Below are 19,754 nucleotides of genomic sequence, written 5' to 3' on the forward strand. Positions count from 1 at the left end.
AACTTTATTGCTCCTAAACACGTCATCAGTAATGGCACAAGAAAAGCGTTACGGAGCATCTCCTCAACAATCAACGTGGGAGATGGTGGCCAACACGCCACTAGAATGTCGCTTAGTTCATCCAATCCCAAACTTCGGTGACGCTGAGTTCTCATCTCGCGCGAGTAAAAAAATCATTTTGGACTTTGAGCTAAAAATGCGCCGCCCAATGGGTGCAACGCGTAATGTAAGCTTGATCTCTATGCCGCCACCTTGGCGTCCGGGCGAAAGTGCCGATCGCATGACAACCATTAAGTTCTTCCAGCAATTTGATGGCTACGTCGGCGGTCAAACAGCTTGGGGTATCTTGAGTGAGTTGGAGAAAGGGCGTTATCCAACATTCAGCTACCAAGAGTGGCAGAGCCGAGATCAACGTATCGAAGTGTCGTTGTCATCAGTGTTATTCCAAGAAAAATACAATGTGTTCAGTGATTGTGTTGCCAACTTGCTGCCTTACAGCTTTGAAGATATCTCTTTCACTATTTTGCACTACGACCGCAACAGCGATCAGCTGAACAAGGCGTCGCGTAAAAGGCTGAGTCAGATTGCCGATTACGTTCGCTACAACCAAGACATTGATCTTGTGCTGGTGGCTACGTACACCGATTCTGTCGACAGCAAAGGTATTAGCCAAAATCTTTCAGAGCGCAGAGCAGACTCATTAAGAGAGTACTTTAAATCTCTCGGTTTGCCAGAAGACCGTATTCAGGTACAAGGTTATGGCAAGCGTCGTCCAATTGCCGACAATAACTCGCCGATTGGTAAAGATAAGAACCGACGCGTTGTGATCTCTTTAGGTCGCACACAGGTTTAAGCCCAGTTAAGTGTTCGTTTAAAGTGACAAAGCCCGTCTTTTAATGACGGGCTTTTTGTATTTTAAATCTCTAGTCGTTTTCTTGACGCAACTTGTTTAGTTCAAGCGGAAACGAGCGATCATTTCACAGTTGGTTGCGGTATCAATCTTTTCCACCATAGAGGCAATTTTAGGGTTTGGATGGCGTTTCATGAAATCGATAAGCGCTTTTTTGCAGCAACCAATTGAATCTATAAAGCTTGAACATTGGGTATTAGGGCACTGTGGGATCAGTGTTAGTACCTTTTCGGAAGCAAGTTGAAGATACTTGAGTTCGTATTCAGTATCGCCAGCCCAACGCCAGAATTGGGCTAGGTTGTGGCAAGATATCACCGAGATAAGTAAGCGCTCGTCGGCTTGAATATCGGTGCGTTCCGTAATTTCTTCACTTAAATTCAAAGCCTGCTGATAATGAAGAATACTTCGTACAGGATCGTCGAGCTGCAATGCAGTATCGGCAAGTAACGTGTGTTTTTCCCATTCGCTAATCATTGTATTACCTCACTAATCAATAGGTGGTTAATTTAAATGATAATCATTATCATGTAAAGTTTCATCAGTGAGATTGTTAAGAATAATTGCTGAAGAGTATTGTTCATGAGTGGAAACATAAAAAAGAAGCGAGCATAGTGCTCGCTTCTTTTTTAATTTCATCAGGCGTTCCAGCCCAGTTTCGCAAAATATTGAGGAATTAACCCTCTAGACCTGCGCTTGCTTGTTTGTTCTGAATCAGCTCAATCATGTAGCCATCAGGGTCTTTAACGAATGCAATGTGTGTAGAACCACCTTTAACCGGACCTGCTTCACGCGTTACGTTACCGCCTGCCGCTTTAATTGCATCACAAGTTGTGTAGATGTCATCAACACCGATCGCAACGTGACCAAAAGCAGAACCAAGGTCGTATTCTGTCGTGCCCCAGTTGTACGTTAGTTCAATCACAGCACCTTGAGATTCGTCGCCAAAGCCAACGAAAGCCAGTGTGTATTCGTACTCTTTGTTTTCGTTCTTACGTAATAGCTGCATGCCCATTACTTTTGTGTAGAACTCGATAGACTTGTCTAGATCACCAACGCGCAGCATGGTGTGTAAAATACGACCGTTTGACATGATTTGCTCCTAGCTTTAACTATGTTTACGTTTTTGTAATTCATTTTTCTGCCGCTAGAAAAACGCGGCGATATTTAGCTTCTTAGCTTCTTAGCTTCTTAGCTTCTTTCGCTTAGAGCTAGCTTAGACGTCGGTTTTCTCTTTGAACTCACATAGGTCTTCAATGATACAACTGCCACAACGTGGTTTACGCGCGACACAGGTGTAACGTCCATGAAGAATGAGCCAGTGGTGGACATCCAGTTTGAATTCTTTTGGAACCACTTTAAGTAGCTTTGCTTCGACATCGTCGACGGTTTTACCCATTGCTAGCTTAGTTCGGTTTGATACACGGTAGATGTGAGTATCAACGGCAATGGTTGGCCAACCGAAAGCGGTGTTCAGTACTACGTTGGCAGTCTTACGACCAACACCAGGAAGGGCTTCTAATGCCGCACGATCTTCTGGCACTTCACCGTTATGTAGGTCAAGCAGCATGCGACACGTTTTAATGGTGTTTTCTGCTTTTGAATTAAATAGACCGATTGTCTTGATGTACTCTTTTAAGCCATCAACACCTAGGTCGAAAATGGCTTGTGGAGTATTGGCTACAGGATAAAGTTTATCCGTCGCCTTGTTTACGCTGACATCAGTTGCCTGTGCAGACAATAGAACAGCAATCAGCAGTTCGAATGGGCTGTTCCAGTTAAGCTCAGTCTCTGGCTTTGGGTTGTTTTCTCTTAAACGCTCAAGTATTTCTACTCGTTTTACATTGTTCATAGCGACATTACTTTCAAATAGTTAGGGCTTGATTTTCAGAGTGGGTATTCAATAAACTCTAAATGCTCAGGCTTTATCATCGGTTACGCGCTCTTATGAGCGTCATTATTATGTGTACTTGGTCAATCTAATTACCCGCTGAGCGGTTGAGCTACTCAGCAGGGTTTAAACTACTGTAACTTATTAAGCATTGGTAACGCGAGCGCGTTCAATGACTGGTTTTTCTTGTTTAGGTTGTCTAGATTTTGCTTGGTTGTCGATGATGTTTTTCAAGGCAATCAAGAAACCAACACCAATAAAGGCACCCGGTGGAAGCAGAGCTAACAAGAAGCTGTTATCAAATTGGAATATCTGGATTCGTAATACAGAAGCCCAATCACCAAGAAGCAGGTCTGCACCATCAAACAGGGTGCCGTTACCAATAACCTCACGCATTGCGCCCAGTACAACCAGTACAGATGTCATGCCAAGACCCATCCAGAAACCATCTTGAGCAGCCGGTAGCACTTCGTTTTTAGACGCGAAGGCTTCAGCTCGGCCAATGATGATACAGTTGGTTACGATCAGTGGGATGAAGATACCCAAAGAGAGGTAAAGGCCATACGCGTAAGCATTCATCAGAAGCTGAACACAGGTTACCAGTGATGCAATGATCATTACGAAGACTGGAATACGCACTTCTTTTGGCACGTGGTTACGAACCAGAGAAACTGCAACGTTCGAACCGACCAATACAAGCAGAGTCGCAATACCTAGTCCAAGTGCGTTGGTCACCGTTGAAGACACAGCCAACAGAGGACACAAGCCAAGAAGCTGAACTAGGGCAGGGTTGTTGGCCCACATGCCATTTTTGATTAGTGTTTTATGGTCACTCATTATTCACCACCACAATTTAGAGGTTGAGCAAGCAATGCTTGGTTGTTTTGATTAACGTATTGGACCGCTTGTTTGACTGATTTTACCACCGCTCTTGGCGTAATGGTCGCGCCAGTAAACTGATCAAAGTCACCACCGTCTTTACGAACCTTCCAACGGTCAAGGTTAGTATCCGTTACTTGCTTACCGGCAAACGAAAGAATCCAATCACTCACACGTAGATCAATCTTATCACCTAATCCCGGAGTTTCTTGGTGGGAAAGCACGCGAGTACCTAAAATAGTACCGTCGATTTTCATTCCAACAATGACTTTAATCGCGCCATTGTAGCCGTCCGGTGCAATCGCTTCGATGGCAATCGCGCTTGGTTCACCATTGATTTTAGCTATGTAAGCAGGCATCGCTTGCTGAGTACCAAGCTCTTCTGCTTGAACTAAAGTACAAGACGAAAACAGTTCGTTGTCGTGCAGATCGTGCGGGATCACTTGGTTAAGAACAGACAGTAGTTGAGCCTGTTCTTGCTGTTTGATTTGATCTTTGGTCAGGTAGTGCGTTACCGCGACCAAACCCGTCGAAGCACACGCGAAAATCGCGAGTACAAGGCCGTTTTTCTTAATTGCATTTAGCATGGTATCCGCTCCCTTAGTGACCGTATGTACGAGGTTTGGTGTAGTAGTCAATCAGTGGAACACACATGTTGGCTAACAATACAGCAAACGCCACGCCATCAGGGAAGCCACCCCAACTGCGGATAATAAAGACTAACCCGCCAATCAGGGCACCAAATACCAAGCGACCTTTGACTGTCGTGGAGGCTGAAACCGGATCGGTTGCAATGAAGAATGCACCAAGCATGGTTGCGCCAGACAGTAGATGAATGGTCGGTGATGCGGTTTCACCGGGAGTGAACATCAAGAACACTAGGCTAAATAGCGTCAAGCTACCCAGAAATGCTACTGGGATATGCCATTGAATCACGCGTTGTTTGATAAGCACCAAGCCACCAACAAGGTAAGCAAGGTTTACCCATTCCCAACCCACACCAGCTAACCAGCTGAATTGCGGTTGAGAGAGAGCTTCAGACGCTGTGTTGCCTGCCGTTAATGCGGTTTTGAAGGCATCGAGTGGCGTCGCCATTGTGGTGCCATCAATACTTAAACGAGCTTGCTGTAGAGATAATCCTTCGTTATTGAAGCCCGTAAAGATCATCAAGAAAGAGTCAACAAAGCTCGTTGCTTCAGCGGTTAAGCTGGCTGGTGCATTCCAACTGGTCATCTGAACTGGGAACGAGATCAGCAAAACAACGTACGCCACCATCGCTGGGTTAAATGGGTTTTGCCCAAGGCCGCCGTATAGGTGCTTCGCAATAATAATAGCGAAGAACATACCTATCACTAGAATCCACCACGGTGAGTGCGGAGGAATCGCAACACTCAGCAGCCAAGCAGTAACAACAGCGCTGTAATCACGTAGTGCCATCACTGGCGGGCGCTTTCTTAGCAGCATGACTGCTGCTTCAAAGGTAACCGCAAGTGCAATAGCGAATACTAACTGGATGAGTGTACCCCATCCGAAGAAGTAGGTTTGAGCTAGTAGACCTGGCAATGCACAAATAGCCACCCATTTCATGAGATCTGGGGTGCTTCTACGACTGTGTGCGTGCGGTGAGCTGGCGATAAAGAAGGCCACTACTCTTTCTCCTCATTGTTCTTTTTATCTAGCTCTTGCTGTGCTTTTCTTGCTTTAGCACGAGCAATTGCGGCAGCAACGGCTGCTTTCTTAGGATCGACGGGTTCTGATTGAGCCTCAGATTCAACCACAGTCTCTTTTTCGACTAAAGGTTCAGCTACAGGTTCGGGAGCGATTTCTTCAGCTTCGACCGGCTTAGCTTGCTGTGCTTTTTTCGCCTTAGCTCGTGCGATAGCGGCAGCAACTGCGGCTTTCTTAGGATCGACAGCTTCTGGTTGAGCATCAGCTACCACTTCGAGCACTGGCTCAGGCGCTTCTGCTGTCTCAGTCTGTTTCGCTTGCTGAGCTTTCTTCGCTTTAGCGCGTGCAATAGCGGCAGCAACAGCCGCTTTTTTAGGATCGACTGATTCTTGTTGAGTTTCAGCTTCAACTTCAATTACTGGTTCAGGAGTTTCTAATGTCTCAGCCTGTTTCGTTTGCTGTGCTTTCTTCACTTTAGCACGAGCTATTGCGGCAGCAACGGCATCTTTCTTAGCATCGCCAGAACTTTCAGTTAGAACGTCAGAAGCTGATTCCGCTTGCTGAGCCTTCTTAGCTTTAGCACGTGCAATCGCAGCAGCAACGGCATCTTTCTTAGCATCACCAGTACTTTCAACTGGCGCATCAGAGGTTGATTCCGCTTGTTGAGCTTTCTTCGCTTTAGCACGAGCGATAGCCGCAGCGACAGCGTCTTTCTTAGCATCGCCAGAGCTTTCAGTTGGAGCTTCAGTAGCCGATTCCGCTTGTTGAGCCTTCTTCGCTTTAGCGCGAGCAATAGCCGCAGCAACTGCGTCTTTCTTAGCATCGCCAGAGCTTTCAGCTGGAGCGTCAGAAGATGATTCAGCTTGCTGTGCTTTCTTCGCTTTAGCACGTGCAATAGCCGCAGCGACAGCATCTTTCTTAGCATCACCAGTACTTTCAACTGGAGCATCAGAGGTTGATTCCGCTTGTTGAGCTTTCTTCGCTTTAGCTCGTGCAATCGCAGCAGCCACGGCATCTTTTTTCTTGTCATCACCAGAGCTTTCAGTTGAAGTACCCGCTGCTGCTTGTTGTGCTTTGCGTTCTCGTGCTTGTCGTTTACGTTCTTCACGTAGCTTCGACATTTCAGAGTTGTCTGGTTCAGCGCCATTCGCTTTCTGAGCGGCAGCTTGTTTCGCTTTTGCCTTAGCTATCGCAGCAGCAACCGCAGGTTTCACTGCTGGCTCTTCATTTGGAGTCTGATCCGCAGCGGCTTTTTGTGCTTTAACACGAGCAATCGCAGCAGCAATAGCATCATCACCGCCAGATGTTTTCATATCTTTGCGGCGACTATCTGCGGCTTTCTTAAAGCGGTTTTCACGTTCGGCTTTATCACGCTCCATACGAGCGTTTTTCTCTTCGAAGCGAATCTTGGCGCGCTCTGCAGCAGCAGCTTCGTCTTTTCTTGTCTTGATTTCGGCTTTCGCTTGGCGATAGTACTGAACTAGCGGAATTTCACTTGGGCAAACAAACGCACAAGCACCACACTCAATACAGTCTTTAATATTTAGCTCTTCGCACTTATCCAACTCGTTGGCTTTCGCATGCCATTGCAATTGTTGAGGGAGCAATGACGCAGGACAAGCTTCGGCACATGCACTGCATCGAATACATTCCATTTCGTAAGTGCTTGGTGAAATCTCACGACGCGTTGGCGCTAAAATACAGTTCGATGTTTTAGTGATCGGCACATTGGCATGTGGCAAGGTAAAGCCCATCATCGGGCCACCCAAAATCAAACGCGGCAGTTTCTTATCAGCTTTGTAGCCAAACTCTTCAAGTAACTCGTGTACGGGGGTGCCTAATAATGCCCAAACGTTGCGAGGTTGCTTAAAGGTCTTGCCGGTTAAAGTCACCACACGGTTAATAACAGGCTCACCATCAATGACCGCTCGCTTGATCGAGTAGAGAGAGCCAACGTTCTGAACCAAAACACCAATATCTGCAGGAATACCGCCAGCAGGTACTTCTTTATTGGTGAGGATCTTGATGAGTTGTTTCTCACCACCAGAAGGGTATTTGGTTGGGATAACACGAATGACGATATCTTTGTCTTTCGCTGCAATCTCAAGTGCTTTGATCGCGTCTGGTTTGTTGTCTTCAATGCCGATAACAGTCAGTTTTGGTTGAAGGATGTGTTCAACTATCTCGATGCCTTTTAATACTTCTTCGGCGTGCTCTTGAAGCAACTTGTCATCTGACGTGATGTAAGGTTCACACTCAGCGGCATTGACGATCAGGATATCGGTACGGCCTAGGCCAGATTGAAGCTTCTTAGCCGTAGGGAAACCAGCGCCGCCCATACCTGAAATACCCGCTTGGCGGATCACATCAAGCAGTTCGTCTGAGGTTTTTGAAGAAAAATCTTCGACAGGGTGCTTTTCAACCCACGTGTTTAGACCATCGGGTTTAATAACCACGCACATTTCGCTCAAGCCTGAAGGGTGAGCGGTGGTTCGTGGTTCGATTGCAGTTACCACACCCGATGTTGGGGCGTGTACAGGCAACGTAAAACCAGTATCTAACGCAGTAAGTTGCTGACCTTTTAACACAGTATCACCAACAGCAACTAATAGGTTGCCGGGCTTACCGATGTGTTGTTTTACTGGAAGAACGATTTCCTCAGGAAGCCTTGCATGAACGATGTCAGTAGTATTTGACTGTTTCTTGTTTTCAGCAGGGTGCACACCGCCCGGGAAGTTCCAAATAGAGCCTGTGCGAATTTGTTCAATTAAAGAGATCATACCAACCCTATGCTTTAGGCTCTGACGCAGTCGCATCAGTGGCTTGGTTAGTGATATCAGTAACAGGGATGATGTTCATCTGCCATTTCCAATTTTCAGTCGTTGTTGCCACTGGAATCATTTCAATACAGTCAGTAGGGCACGGCGCGACACATAGATCACAACCGGTACACTCATCTTTAATAACTGTGTGCAGTGCTTTGGTGCCACCAACAATGGCATCAACAGGGCAGGCTTGAATACACTTGGTACAGCCGATACACATATCTTCATGAATGAAGGCAACGGTTTTTACTTTGTTATCTAAGTCATGAGCGGAGTCTTCGACTTCTACGCCCATTAAGTCTGCTAGTTTCTCAATGGTTGCTTGGCCACCTGGAGGACATTTGTTGATTTTGTCTCCGTTAGCTATCGCCTCTGCGTATGGGCGACAACCCGGGTAGCCACACTGGCCACATTGAGTTTGCGGTAAAATTGTGTCGATTTGGTCGACGATAGGGTCGGCTTCTACTTTAAAGCGGATAGAAGCAAAGCCCAAAATAGCGCCAAAAACAGCGGCTAAAACGGCTAGCGCAATGATCGCAATTAAAATGGTACTCATGCTTATTTCACCAACCCAGTAAAGCCCATGAATGCCAGAGACATTAGGCCTGCTGTGATCATCGCAATTGATGCACCTTTGAATGGCATTGGTACATCTGCAACCGCAATACGTTCACGCATCGCAGCAAAAAGGATCAATACAAGAGAGAAACCCACTGCTGCGCCAAAACCATAAATGATCGACTGAATGAAGTTATGGTTTTCATTGATGTTCAGAAGTGCCACACCTAACACCGCACAGTTTGTGGTGATAAGTGGTAGGAAGATGCCCAATAGACGGTATAGCGTTGGGCTGGTTTTGTGGACGACCATTTCCGTAAATTGAACAACAACCGCGATAACCAAGATGAAGCTCATGGTACGCAGGTATTCAATACCCAGAGGGGTAAGGATGTAGGTTTCTACTAGGTATGCAGATACCGACGCTAACGTCAGAACGAAAGTCGTTGCGAGGCCCATGCCAATCGCAGTCTCCAGTTTCTTGGAGACTCCCATAAATGGACATAGCCCTAAAAACTTCACTAGCACAAAGTTATTGACCAGCACTGTGCCAACCAACAACAAAAGGTATTCGGTCATAATGGATTAATTCTTGAGATTCCGATCCCGATATTATCCTGCTTTGCTCACCTAATAACAACCAAGGATCACTAGGGATTTAGACACTTGGTGAAAAAATCAACGAGTAAACGTTTGATTAAGATAGATCAGATTAAGTATAGGTGGGTATTTGTAGGGAATGAAAAATAAGATTAACTCAATGATAACTCATCTAATCAATCCTATTTTCTTTGTTGCAAAAAGTATCGAAGAAGGAAGTTACTCAATCAGAATGGTTCTGAGCTTTCTCAATTAATGTTTCGAACGGAGGCTCTGCGCACCAAAATTGGCATAAATAGCTTATGTTCCGGGTCTTCCTTAGGTTCGTCACTTGCAAGTTGCAAAGATAGCTTAACCGCTTGGTTTGCCATGACTTGAATAGGATAACGAATGGTGGTCAATCGAGGATAGATGAAGCGCGCAATGTGGCCGTCGTCAAACCCAATAACGGATATATCTTCTGGAATACGAACGCCATTTTCTTGCAGTAACGCCAAGCAGCCTGCCGCCATATAGTCGTTATAAGTCGCAATGGCCGTAATATCTGTGTTTTTTGCCATTAAATTAACCATGGCTTGCTCACCACCTAGCTCGTCCGGTTCTCCATATTCGATGTACTCATCGTTCGGTTCAATGCCGTGATCTTTCAATGCATCTAAATAGCCACCTAAGCGGTCGTGAGCGTCCTCAATATCGTGACTCGAGCAGATGTAACCAATGTGTTTGTGACCATTTTTAATCAAATACTCGGTTGCAATGTAAGAACCGCGGCGGTTGTCGAGAGCAATACAGCGGTTTTCGATATCGGGAACAATGCGATTGATCAGCACCATGCCAGGTACTTCATTGGCGAGTTTGACTAACTCTTCATCGCTGATGCCTTTGCTATGAACAACGAGTGATTCACAGCGGCTGTTGATAAGCAGGTTAATGGCATTACGCTCTTTAGTTGCATCATGGTAGCCACTACCAATCAGTAACTGTTTCTCTTGCTCGCTGGCCACGGTATCAATAGCTTTGATCATCGAGCCGAAGAAGGGAGCTGAAACATCGTTGACCAATACGCCAATCGCGTTTGAAGATTTGCTGACCAATGCACGGGCGTTGGCATTTGGACGATAACCGAGTTTTTCCATCGCGGCTTTTACTGCTGCAATTGCGGTTTCACTGGTGTGAGGTGCATTGTTGATTACTCGAGAGGTGGTCGCGATTGATACGCCTGCTTCCTTCGCAACATCTTTAATGGTAGCCATTCCGCTCTCTTATTCTGAATATAATGCTGTGTGCTAGTGGTTGGACATTTAACAACGGATAGTTAGCCAATTCAAATACTAAACATCAAATATGACGAGGTTTGATGGTTTATTTTTGGTTGGCTTATCGTTTGATAATAAAAAGCCAAGCTCTAGATTTGAGCTTGGCTTTTGAGTCACATTGGCGTGTGAACTATGGTCGCATGAACTATTGCTGCGTGAACCACAGTCATGTGAAGCGAGGCAATCGAGAACCAAGTGACGTCAGAGCGAGTCGCTTGGTCCCAATTTACTTATGATGCGCTTGTTAGTGTAACCTGATAACGATATTGATTGTCGGTGAGTTGAAACTCTTGGTGAACACTTGGGCTCCAAGAGTCATCACCACCAACGCCCATATGTTGGTGATCAACGCGTACATAGATTTTCTCTTCACGAGTTAGCTCATTGGTATGCTTAGCATCCGTTAACTGTTGCTGGCTGTACTGACTAACACTGAATGAGAAATCGCCTTCGATCCCGATATTTCCAACATTCAAATTTTTGGTTCCGCAACGCAAACCGCTATCGGTTGGGAAGATATACGGTGTGTGCATCTGGTCCAGTGTTTGCTTATGTAAGCCAAATCGAGCAGCGGCCAAACGGTCTGGATAGTTTTCAAAAGGACCTAACCCCTGCCATGAAATCGGAGTTTTATTGGCTGTTTCGATTGGTAACGGTAGTTCCATTTCAAGGCCAATACGCGGCATCGGCGGTAAGTGATCTGCTAGGGTCACATCAACCGAGATATTCATTTCACCCAAGTTGTTTAAGGTGTATTGCCACTGTGTAATCGCTTGGATTTGGCCATTAAATTGGTAGGCGAATACCGATGTTACTTGGACTGAATCTGCGAGTGCTTGCGCGACACAGCTTGTACATTGACGTTCCCATTGATTAATGCCTGCGAGTTCCCAACGACAAGCCCATGCATTTGGGTCGATATTGTCTATTTCACTGATACCAATATCGTTATCCAGTGGCGCACGATAGAAGTTATCGACAGGTGCCTTGATAACTTGCGGTTGCCCATCAACGATCCAGTGAGTCAACAATCCACTCTGTGTGTCCCATTGCCATTGATGCGTTTCATCTAGGCTTGATACGACAACTTTATCGTATTGCTGATTTAACTGAGGAGCCAAAGCATTTGCAATCTTAGGGAGTTGCAAACCAGCTTGGTTACGTAAAGCAAACTGCTCCGTTGCACAAACATGGCCTTCTTCCGCCCACTTGGTCGAATGAATCAGGGTAATATCGGTGTTGATATGATATTCAGCTTGTGCTTTTGGCGTGAAATCAAGGTCAATAATCAGTTCTTGTTTAGTCGCTTCAGCAACGGATAAGACTTGTTGCCCTGATTGAATCACGATGCCATTTTCGAGCAATTGCCAGCGTAAGATTTCATTGTCGGTTGCTCGGAACAGATTTTCATTGGTAACCGTCAGACGGCATTGATCTTCAGTTTGTTCTGCTAACGTAACACTGATCATTCTCTGGCAGTATTTAGCCTCTTCCAAGGTCGGGTGTACGTTACGATCCGGGAAGATCAAACCATTGATACAGAACTGACGGTCATTAATTATGTCGCCAAAGTCTCCACCGTAAGCCCAGAAGTGTTCACCATTTTCATCCCACTGGCTTAATCCTTGGTCAACCCAATCCCAGATGAAACCGCCTTGCAAACGAGGGTACTCTCGGAATGCATCCCAGTAGTCATTGAAGCTACCTAAACTGTTGCCCATAGCATGTGCGTATTCGCAAAGAATAAGCGGGCGTTGCTCGTTAGGCAGAGAAACCCATTTTTTGATAGACCATTTTGGAACTGCATCGTCTTCAATTGTGCTGTTAACGCGTGCGTACATTGGTGCAATGATATCGGTAGCGGTGGTATTTGAACCACCGCCTTCATACTGTACCGGGCGAGAAGGGTCGTACTGTTTCGACCAAGCATACATCGCATTGTGGCTGCTGCCGTGCCCCGACTCGTTACCCAAAGACCAAATAATGATGGAAGGGTGGTTCTTATCACGCATCACCATTTGCGTGTAACGGCTCATATAAGCGTGTGCCCATTGTGGATCGGCCGATAAGCGGTTCATTGGCTGCATGCCGTGAGTCTCGATGTTCGCTTCATCACACACGTATAAGCCATATTCATCACACAGCTCGTACCATCGTGGGTGGTTAGGGTAGTGTGCTGTGCGTACAGCATTGAAGTTGTACTGCTTCATTAGACAGATATCGCGGATCATGTCTTCTTCTGTCATCACATGCCCTAGTTCAGGGTGGTGCTCATGACGGTTTACGCCGCGAATCAAGAGCGGTTTGCCGTTTAGCTTTAGCTGACCGTCAGTCATTTCCACCTTACGGAAACCAACTTGATAAGCTTCACTTTCTAGGTGGTTACCTTGTTCATCAAGCAATGACACGACAATTCGGTAGAGGTTAGGAACTTCTGCGCTCCATTTCTTCGGCTCTCGAACATGAAGAGTTTGGAATACTACATCATCGTAGGTGCCACGCTCATCAATTCGTCGATTATGAGGGCGATCGATATGTGGCTCGGTCACCGCGTTTTCACCGTCAAACAATTGAACCTGAACTTGGTAGGTGTCCGGTGCAGTAATTTTGGTGATAATAGACAGTGAGCCATCGCGATAGCATGCGTCTAAGTCAGGCGTAACGAACACATCTTCAATACACTGCTTTGGTTTAGCTAGCAAGGTGACATCACGGAAAATACCGCTTAGCCACCACATATCTTGGTCTTCTAAATAGCTACCATCACACCAACGTATCACCATGACAGACAGCGTATTGTCGCCAACAGTTAGGTACTGAGTTAAGTCAAACTCGGCGGGCAAACGGCTATCTTGGCTGTAGCCAACCCAGTCACCGTTACACCAGAGATGAAAAGCAGAATTGACACCATCGAAGATAATACGTTGTGTGTTTTCTAAATCTTGTTCCGTTAATGTAACTTGAGTGCGGTAACAACCGGTTGGGTTGTCCGCTGGAACAAACGGTGGATTCACTTCAAATGGGTATTTTACGTTGGCGTAAATTGGCTTGTCATAGCCTTGCATTTGCCAGTTCGACGGTACGGTGATGTTGTCCCATTGTGAGTCGTTGAAACTGGTTTCGATAAATTCACCGTCAACTTGTTCTGGTGCATCAAAGAATTTGAACTTCCATTGTCCATTAAGAGATTTGCGTTGTGATTCAATGCCGTCTCGAGCGTGTTTAAGGTTGCGGTAGCTTGATAATGGGCTGTGCGCATTAAGGCAGTGGATATTCACAGACTGCGGGTTTTCCCAATCGCGTCTTTGGATGATGTTTGAAAATGCCTTCATGGTATTCCTACTCTTAAAGTGTTCAATATTGGTAATAGTTTTATTGAGTCATCGGTTTTTTTTGCAGTGACATCTAATATTGTTGCTACTGTCTGGCTTTATGAAGTGTCTCTATTTTTTACCGGTGGATACTTTTCTGTTTGAGTCCTAACTCGAGGGAGAGTGTAAATAAACCATGGAAACGTTTTCATGATGAGGTTGGCATTTTTGCGTTATTGATGGATTTGCGATTACTTTGTGTGATTTTGATCTGATAATTGAGCTTGTAGCGTAGGTTTTTAAGATCTTTCTGTGGGTTTTAAATGGAATCGTTTTCTATTTCAGGATTGTTGAGGGAGTCGATTGTGCGCTAGAGCTGAGGGTGTTCGCTACGTGCGAATATAGGTAATAGTGAATCTAGGCTAGAGATAGCAAGGGTTTAGGGATATTTGTGAGGGGAAAAACAGCCCAGTCAATAATAACTGGGCATGTGAGACAAGGAAGTAAGTATCAAGTTCAATGCCGAAGCTAGGCGACAAGCATTGTGTTTTATACCGTCAAGCTGGAATGTAAAAGTTAGGACCCAGAGAGACACTTCATAGTTGTACTCTAAAGCTTAAGAATACGAGTGTGGTGTAGTGAGTTCAAGAGGAAATGTGTTTGAGCTAATTATCAAATTGCAGATTATTTGTAAGTTGTTGAATTTTATTGTTTAACTGTCTTTAAGCTCTTGTCTGTTTTTGAGTTGTAGCGGTCTGTTTAACCCTATTCGTTGAGCGCATAATCATATGAGCAGAGATGGTGGCTGACATAAATCTTTGAATTGGAAGGCATTACTTAAATCTATTAATCTAACAAAATTTAATGGAAACGTTTTCATGATTTTGGGTTTGATCACAGAAACTCTCAGCCCGATAATTATGATACTGGGTAATTAAAAGCGTTAAGGTTAAATAAAATGACGAATAAATCCCTAATAGAAATTACGGGTCAAGACTCGCAACTGATTGTTGAACTTGGTGATTTCGCCGAAATTCTGCATTGGGGAGCCCCTGTTCGTGGCGATCTAGCGAACTTTCGTGTTTCTCTTTTAAGGCCCGTTCCTTACGGTCGTCTTGATAATGATGTCGCTATGTCGTTGAGCCCAGAACTCGGGCGCGGTGTTTTCAGTAGCCCAGCATTAGAAGGGCATCGAGATGGATTGGACTGGGCACCTGTTTTCTCTATTACGGATATTCAACAAACACCATCTAGCTTAATTATTGAGAGTGAAGATCTGCGTGCAGGCTTACGATTAACAACCGAGTTATGCCTTGATAAGCATGATGTTGTGAAATCTTGTCATACCTTAACCAACGTTAAAGCCGGCCTTTATCAGGTAAGCCGTCTCGCTAATACATTACCATTGCCAGCTAGAGCTAACGAGTTGATGACCTACTACGGCCGTTGGGTACACGAGTTCCAAACGGTGCGTCAATCTTTACAACAAGGGGGCTATCAACAAGAAAACCGTCGTGGAAGAACGTCTCATGAACATTATCCTGCGATGGTTGTTGGTACGGCTAACTTTAATGAAATGACAGGTGACGTTTGGGGGATCCACTTCGCTTGGAGTGGTAACCACAGACTACGTGCTGATGTGAAAGCAGACGGTCGTCGCTACGTGCAAGCGGAAGTTATCTATCTACCGGGCGAGATTGCATTGGATGAAGGTGAAAGCTTAACCACACCTTGGTTGTATGCAAGCTTCAGTTCGGAAGGTCTGAATGGAATGAGCCACCAGTTCCACTCCCATGTGCGTGGTTCCATTTTACCGGAGTCTTTCGTCCAAAAGCCTCGACCTATCCATCTTAATACATGGGAAGGCATCTATTTTGACCATGATCCTGACTATATTATGTCGATGGCTAGCCAAGCTGCAGATATGGGAGTCGAGCGCTTTATCATTGACGATGGCTGGTTCAAAGGGCGCTGTGGCGATAAAGCTGCACTAGGGGATTGGTTCTTAGATGAAGAAAAATACCCAAATGGTTTAGCTCCGATTGTTGAACACGTTAATCAGTTGGGAATGGAGTTTGGGTTGTGGTTCGAACCTGAAATGATTAACAAGGATTCTGACTTATACAGAGCCCACCCAGACTGGTTGCTCGCTGTGGATGGCTATGACCAACCAACCGGTCGCAACCAATATGTTATCGATCTTCAGAACCAACAAGCATTCGACTTTCTGTTTGAGCGTCTTGACCATTTCTTAAGTAAGTACAACATTGCTTACATCAAGTGGGATATGAACCGAGAAGTTGTACAACCGGCACATTTAGGTAAGGCAGCGGCTCATCAACAAACCGCTCGCTATTATGAGTTGGTCGATAAAGTTCGAGAGAAGCACCCTATGGTTGATATTGAATCTTGTGCGGCGGGTGGTGGCCGTATCGATTTTGAGGTGCTTAAGCGTACGCAACGTTTTTGGGCTTCTGATAATAATGATGCTTTGGAAAGACAAACTATTCAGCGTGGGATGAGTTATTTTTTCCCACCGGAGGTAATGGGAAGTCATATTGGCGCGAGCCACTGCCACAGCACTCGTCGCCGTCATAGCATTGAGTTTCGTGGTCTAACAGCATTGTTTGGCCATATGGGGATTGAATTAGATCCTGTGAAAGAAGCTCAAGAAGAAAAACAAGGGTTTGAACGCTATATTAAGCTGCACAAGATGCTGCGTCCGTTATTGCATAGCGGGAGAACTTGGCGAGTTCCAACGGATGATAGTGCGCATCAAATCCATGCGGTCGTTTCCGAAGATGTGTCAGAAGCTGTAGTGATGATTGCGCAACTGGCGATGCCAACCAATTCGTTGAGTGGTCACTTGCGCATACCTGGGTTAGATCCACAAAGTCTATACAAGGTTTCTGTGATTGATAAACCGTCAAACTACGATGATATTGTTAATTATCAACCACCATGGACTGAAACTGATTGTGAACTATCCGGAGCTTGGTGTGCAGAGGTGGGGCTGACGATGCCGATACTTGATGCAGAAACAGCGATGTTGATTAAGTTTGAACGTATCGAGTAAATCTTAGCTTTAGACCTTAGTTTTGATGAACCGCGTAGGTGAAATTACGCGGTTTTTTATTGCCTTCAATATACCTTCATGAACCATCTAGTAATTTTATGTGCCCCTATGACATGGACGGGTAGGAGTAACGGCTCATTGCTCTGTTATGTAATCGTTCTCATGCGTCACTTCACGCCATGAATGGTTTTGAGCACTTTAATTGCCGATATTCTCTATTAATTCGAGTGTTTTATTGTTCGATCTCTCACTTTTGATATTCGACTGAAAACGTTTCCATTGAGTGGCTGTTGATCACAGTATCTGCTCGTTGGAATCGTTACATTAGCGTCGGACTTGATACTTGAGTGTTTTAAGAAGCGACCACAGAGTGGCTCTAAAACAGAACTTGAGTGGATAAATTATTATAAATCAAAGGTAAGCGTTTCAACGTCTGTTAGGAGATGAAGTTACGCGCCTGAAGGAAATACTATGTCTGATCAAATTACTCTACAAACTAAATTATCGTATGGACTTGGGGCTTTAGGTAAAGACTTTGCCTGTGCTCCGATCTACATTTTCTTAATGTTCTACTTCACTGATGTTGCTGGGTTATCAGCAGCGTTTGTGGGTACTATCTTTTTAGCCGCGCGCATTGTCGATGCGGTGACCGATCCAATGATGGGCGTTATCGTTGATAACACGCGTTCGAAGTTTGGTAAATTCCGTCCTTGGATAGTGATTGGAACCCTGTTAAATGCTGTAGTGCTTGTTGGCCTTTTTAGTACGCATATGTTTGAAGGCACTACGTTATACATTTATGCAGCCGCTGCTTATATTCTGTGGGGTCTTACGTACACTATTATGGATATTCCATACTGGTCTATGATTCCTGCATTATCTAGCTCTCGTCAAGAGCGTGAAAAGTTGGTTGTTTGGCCTCGATTGTTTGCTAGTTTGGCGTGGTTTATTACGGGTACTTACGGACTACACATTGTCGGTAAACTGGGTGATGGCGACCAAGGACAAGGCTTCTTCAACGTTGCTATGTTGATTGCTGTTCTGTACGTGATGAGTGCATTCTTGATTGCTCGCAACGTAAAAGAAAAATCTGCACCAGCCAATGCTAAACCAGCTGAGCGTTTCAGCTTTAAAGATGTAATGGTTATCATTGGTAAGAATGATCAACTAAAAGCGCTTATTGGTACCGTACTGTCATTCCAAATAGCAAACTTGCTGGTCGGTGGTTTTGCGATTTACTACTTCTCTTACGCTCTAGGCAATGCTGATTTGTTCCCTGTCTATATGATGGTGGCAGGTATCGCAGAAGTTGCAGGCGTTTTCTTGTTCCCTCGCATTGCTTCAGTGTTACCACGTAAGCACCTATGGGTTATGGCTTGTGGCTTCCCTGTATTGTCTTGTATCACGCTACTTATCATGGGCTTTATCGCACCAGGTAACGCAATTCTAATCGGTATCGCAGGCGCAGCAATCAAGTTTGGTGTGGGTATTGCGAACGCACTGCAAACCGTAATGCTTGCTGATGTCGTTGATTACGGCGAACACAAAACAGGTCGTCGTAGTGAGAGTGTTATCTTCTCTGTACAAACGATGCTAGTTAAGTTCGCGGGCGCGGCTGGTGGTTTCATCGTTGGTATAGGTTTATCAATCGTGGGTTATGTACCAAACGTGGAACAGTCTGACAGCACAATTATGGGTTTACAGTTCATGATGGTAGGTTTACCAGCGATTCTAATGACGGTAAGTGCTCTTGTTTACAAGCGTTACTACCATCTGCATGAAGGTTTTGATAAAGAACAAGCCGATGAAGAGACAAAGGTAAATGTGGTTACCGCAGAAGCATAACGGTTAAAGCGATCCCAATCTAGAATAAAGCTCAGTTTAGTCACTAAGCCCAAACGCCTCCTTGTGAGGCGTTTTTTATGGGTGTTAGTTAATCAAAGCTGTGTGTAGAGCTTTTGTTTCGACTAAAACGCAAGAAGCCGCATCGAGTGATGCGGCTTCTTCAAACTTTTCACCCTTGTTAAGACTTGAACGCGGGCGGGTAGGGCGGTCCGACGATTCGGGTGTGACATTAACTTGGAACAAGTTAGTCGCAGTTATATACGAAAAAAGCCCAATCTTTCGATTGAGCTTTTTTCTAGAATTTGGCTCCCCTTGCAAGACTTGAACTTGCGACATACGGATTAACAGTCCGCCGTTCTACCAACTGAACTAAAGGGGAATTGCTTGTTAGCGACGCGAATTCTAATAATTGTCAGAATTTCTGTCAATAAAAAATAGCAGAAAAAAATAAGATAAAAAACTTTACTTTCTTGAACACCTTATTGGATTTAGCTTTGCTTTACTTATCCACCAAAATTGTGGATAAGTGTGTGTGCGAAACTTTAACAACAATAATAGGGATATACATGAAAATGTAGAAATTCAACCTAAGGTGATGTATTTAAAAGGTTTAGATCGAAATGTCGCGATTGTATAACTTTTGTGGATTATAAAGTAAACAGGAAAACAAGCGGTATTTTTAGATTTTTTGGGGAAAAGTAGTGGATTAAAAATCGAGTAATTTAGCTGAAGAGATCTTGCAGGGGCACGGATAATACCAAGTTCTAAAAATAAAAGCTATAACTGATATCTAATCTTAAGATGCATTTCTCTAGATAATTGTTGCAACAACACTCCACCTAGAGTGACAATGACCTGATTAAAAAAACAGTATGGAA

General features: G+C 44.8%; 14 protein-coding genes and 1 tRNA gene. 3 read left to right on the forward strand and 12 right to left on the reverse strand.

Translation table 11 applies throughout. The features are described from left to right. The first annotated feature begins 7 nt into the window (after positions 1-7). Positions 8-853 (forward strand): OmpA family protein, encoded by an 846-nt coding sequence (locus BCT34_RS18215; protein WP_102305864.1) that lies wholly within the window; start codon positions 8-10, stop codon positions 851-853. A 96-nt stretch (positions 854-949) separates the two neighbouring features. Here BCT34_RS18215 and BCT34_RS18220 read toward each other — a convergent pair whose 3' ends face one another. The 11 genes from BCT34_RS18220 to BCT34_RS18270 form a co-directional block, all read right to left on the reverse strand. Then, positions 950-1,384, reverse strand: a complete 435-nt coding sequence (locus BCT34_RS18220; RefSeq protein WP_004734047.1) for a DUF2753 domain-containing protein — start codon at positions 1,382-1,384, stop codon at positions 950-952. Between the two features lie 199 nt (positions 1,385-1,583). Next, the gene (gene gloA / locus BCT34_RS18225) at positions 1,584-2,000 is read right to left on the reverse strand and encodes a lactoylglutathione lyase (RefSeq protein WP_019822356.1); all 417 of its coding nucleotides are present in this window, start codon (positions 1,998-2,000) and stop codon (positions 1,584-1,586) included. A gap of 123 nt (positions 2,001-2,123) precedes the next feature. Further along, complete coding sequence (gene nth / locus BCT34_RS18230; protein WP_076656928.1) at positions 2,124-2,759, reverse strand: endonuclease III; 636 nt, start codon at positions 2,757-2,759, stop codon at positions 2,124-2,126. 183 nt (positions 2,760-2,942) lie between these two features. Next, positions 2,943-3,635 carry an electron transport complex subunit E gene (locus BCT34_RS18235; protein ID WP_076656929.1) on the reverse strand — a complete coding sequence of 231 codons (693 nt, stop codon included), beginning with the start codon at positions 3,633-3,635 and terminating at the stop codon, positions 2,943-2,945. Next, positions 3,635-4,264: an electron transport complex subunit RsxG gene (rsxG, locus tag BCT34_RS18240; RefSeq protein WP_076656930.1), complete on the reverse strand. Its 630-nt coding sequence runs from the start codon at positions 4,262-4,264 to the stop codon at positions 3,635-3,637. The genes BCT34_RS18235 and rsxG overlap by 1 nt, the downstream gene beginning before the upstream one ends. 13 nt (positions 4,265-4,277) lie before the next feature. Then, positions 4,278-5,324 (reverse strand): electron transport complex subunit RsxD, encoded by a 1,047-nt coding sequence (gene rsxD, locus BCT34_RS18245; protein WP_076656931.1) that lies wholly within the window; start codon positions 5,322-5,324, stop codon positions 4,278-4,280. Continuing rightward, positions 5,324-8,125 carry an electron transport complex subunit RsxC gene (gene rsxC, locus BCT34_RS18250; RefSeq protein WP_076656932.1) on the reverse strand — a complete coding sequence of 934 codons (2,802 nt, stop codon included), beginning with the start codon at positions 8,123-8,125 and terminating at the stop codon, positions 5,324-5,326. The genes rsxD and rsxC overlap by 1 nt, the downstream gene beginning before the upstream one ends. 7 nt (positions 8,126-8,132) lie before the next feature. Then, a complete protein-coding gene (gene rsxB / locus BCT34_RS18255; protein WP_004734040.1) occupies positions 8,133-8,726 on the reverse strand; it encodes an electron transport complex subunit RsxB in 594 nt (197 codons plus the stop codon). 2 nt (positions 8,727-8,728) lie between these two features. Beyond that, on the reverse strand, positions 8,729-9,307 hold the full coding sequence (gene rsxA / locus BCT34_RS18260; RefSeq protein WP_004734039.1) for an electron transport complex subunit RsxA: 579 nt from the start codon (positions 9,305-9,307) through the stop codon (positions 8,729-8,731). A 269-nt stretch (positions 9,308-9,576) separates the two neighbouring features. Beyond that, the gene (locus tag BCT34_RS18265; RefSeq protein ID WP_076656933.1) at positions 9,577-10,581 is read right to left on the reverse strand and encodes a substrate-binding domain-containing protein; all 1,005 of its coding nucleotides are present in this window, start codon (positions 10,579-10,581) and stop codon (positions 9,577-9,579) included. A 293-nt stretch (positions 10,582-10,874) separates the two neighbouring features. Continuing rightward, entirely contained in the window at positions 10,875-13,976 is a 3,102-nt protein-coding gene (locus tag BCT34_RS18270; RefSeq protein WP_076656934.1) for a beta-galactosidase, read from the reverse strand. 937 nt (positions 13,977-14,913) lie between these two features. Here BCT34_RS18270 and BCT34_RS18275 point away from each other — a divergent pair. Together BCT34_RS18275 and melB are read left to right on the forward strand one after the other, a co-directional pair. Beyond that, entirely contained in the window at positions 14,914-17,031 is a 2,118-nt protein-coding gene (locus BCT34_RS18275; protein ID WP_076656935.1) for an alpha-galactosidase, read from the forward strand. 471 nt (positions 17,032-17,502) lie between these two features. Beyond that, on the forward strand, positions 17,503-18,876 hold the full coding sequence (melB, locus tag BCT34_RS18280; protein ID WP_076656936.1) for a melibiose:sodium transporter MelB: 1,374 nt from the start codon (positions 17,503-17,505) through the stop codon (positions 18,874-18,876). A gap of 303 nt (positions 18,877-19,179) precedes the next feature. On the opposite strand, the gene BCT34_RS18285 is transcribed toward melB, so the two are convergent. Then, positions 19,180-19,255, reverse strand: a tRNA-Asn gene (locus tag BCT34_RS18285). Positions 19,256-19,754: the final 499 nt, after the last annotated feature.

Source organism: Vibrio sp. 10N.261.45.E2 (genome assembly GCF_002875705.1).
GTDB lineage: Bacteria > Pseudomonadota > Gammaproteobacteria > Enterobacterales > Vibrionaceae > Vibrio.

Excerpts from the sequence above, each read along its gene's own strand:
- BCT34_RS18220 (WP_004734047.1), bottom strand. The coding sequence starts at position 1,384 with ATGATTAGCGAATGGGAAAAACACACGTTACTTGCCGATACTGCATTG.
- gloA (WP_019822356.1), bottom strand. The coding sequence starts at position 2,000 with ATGTCAAACGGTCGTATTTTACACACCATGCTGCGCGTTGGTGATCTA.
- nth (WP_076656928.1), bottom strand. The coding sequence starts at position 2,759 with ATGAACAATGTAAAACGAGTAGAAATACTTGAGCGTTTAAGAGAAAAC.
- BCT34_RS18235 (WP_076656929.1), bottom strand. The coding sequence starts at position 3,635 with ATGAGTGACCATAAAACACTAATCAAAAATGGCATGTGGGCCAACAAC.
- rsxG (WP_076656930.1), bottom strand. The coding sequence starts at position 4,264 with ATGCTAAATGCAATTAAGAAAAACGGCCTTGTACTCGCGATTTTCGCG.
- rsxC (WP_076656932.1), bottom strand. The coding sequence starts at position 8,125 with ATGATCTCTTTAATTGAACAAATTCGCACAGGCTCTATTTGGAACTTC.
- rsxB (WP_004734040.1), bottom strand. The coding sequence starts at position 8,726 with ATGAGTACCATTTTAATTGCGATCATTGCGCTAGCCGTTTTAGCCGCT.
- rsxA (WP_004734039.1), bottom strand. The coding sequence starts at position 9,307 with ATGACCGAATACCTTTTGTTGTTGGTTGGCACAGTGCTGGTCAATAAC.
- BCT34_RS18265 (WP_076656933.1), bottom strand. The coding sequence starts at position 10,581 with ATGGCTACCATTAAAGATGTTGCGAAGGAAGCAGGCGTATCAATCGCG.
- BCT34_RS18270 (WP_076656934.1), bottom strand. The coding sequence starts at position 13,976 with ATGAAGGCATTTTCAAACATCATCCAAAGACGCGATTGGGAAAACCCG.
- BCT34_RS18275 (WP_076656935.1), top strand. The coding sequence starts at position 14,914 with ATGACGAATAAATCCCTAATAGAAATTACGGGTCAAGACTCGCAACTG.
- melB (WP_076656936.1), top strand. The coding sequence starts at position 17,503 with ATGTCTGATCAAATTACTCTACAAACTAAATTATCGTATGGACTTGGG.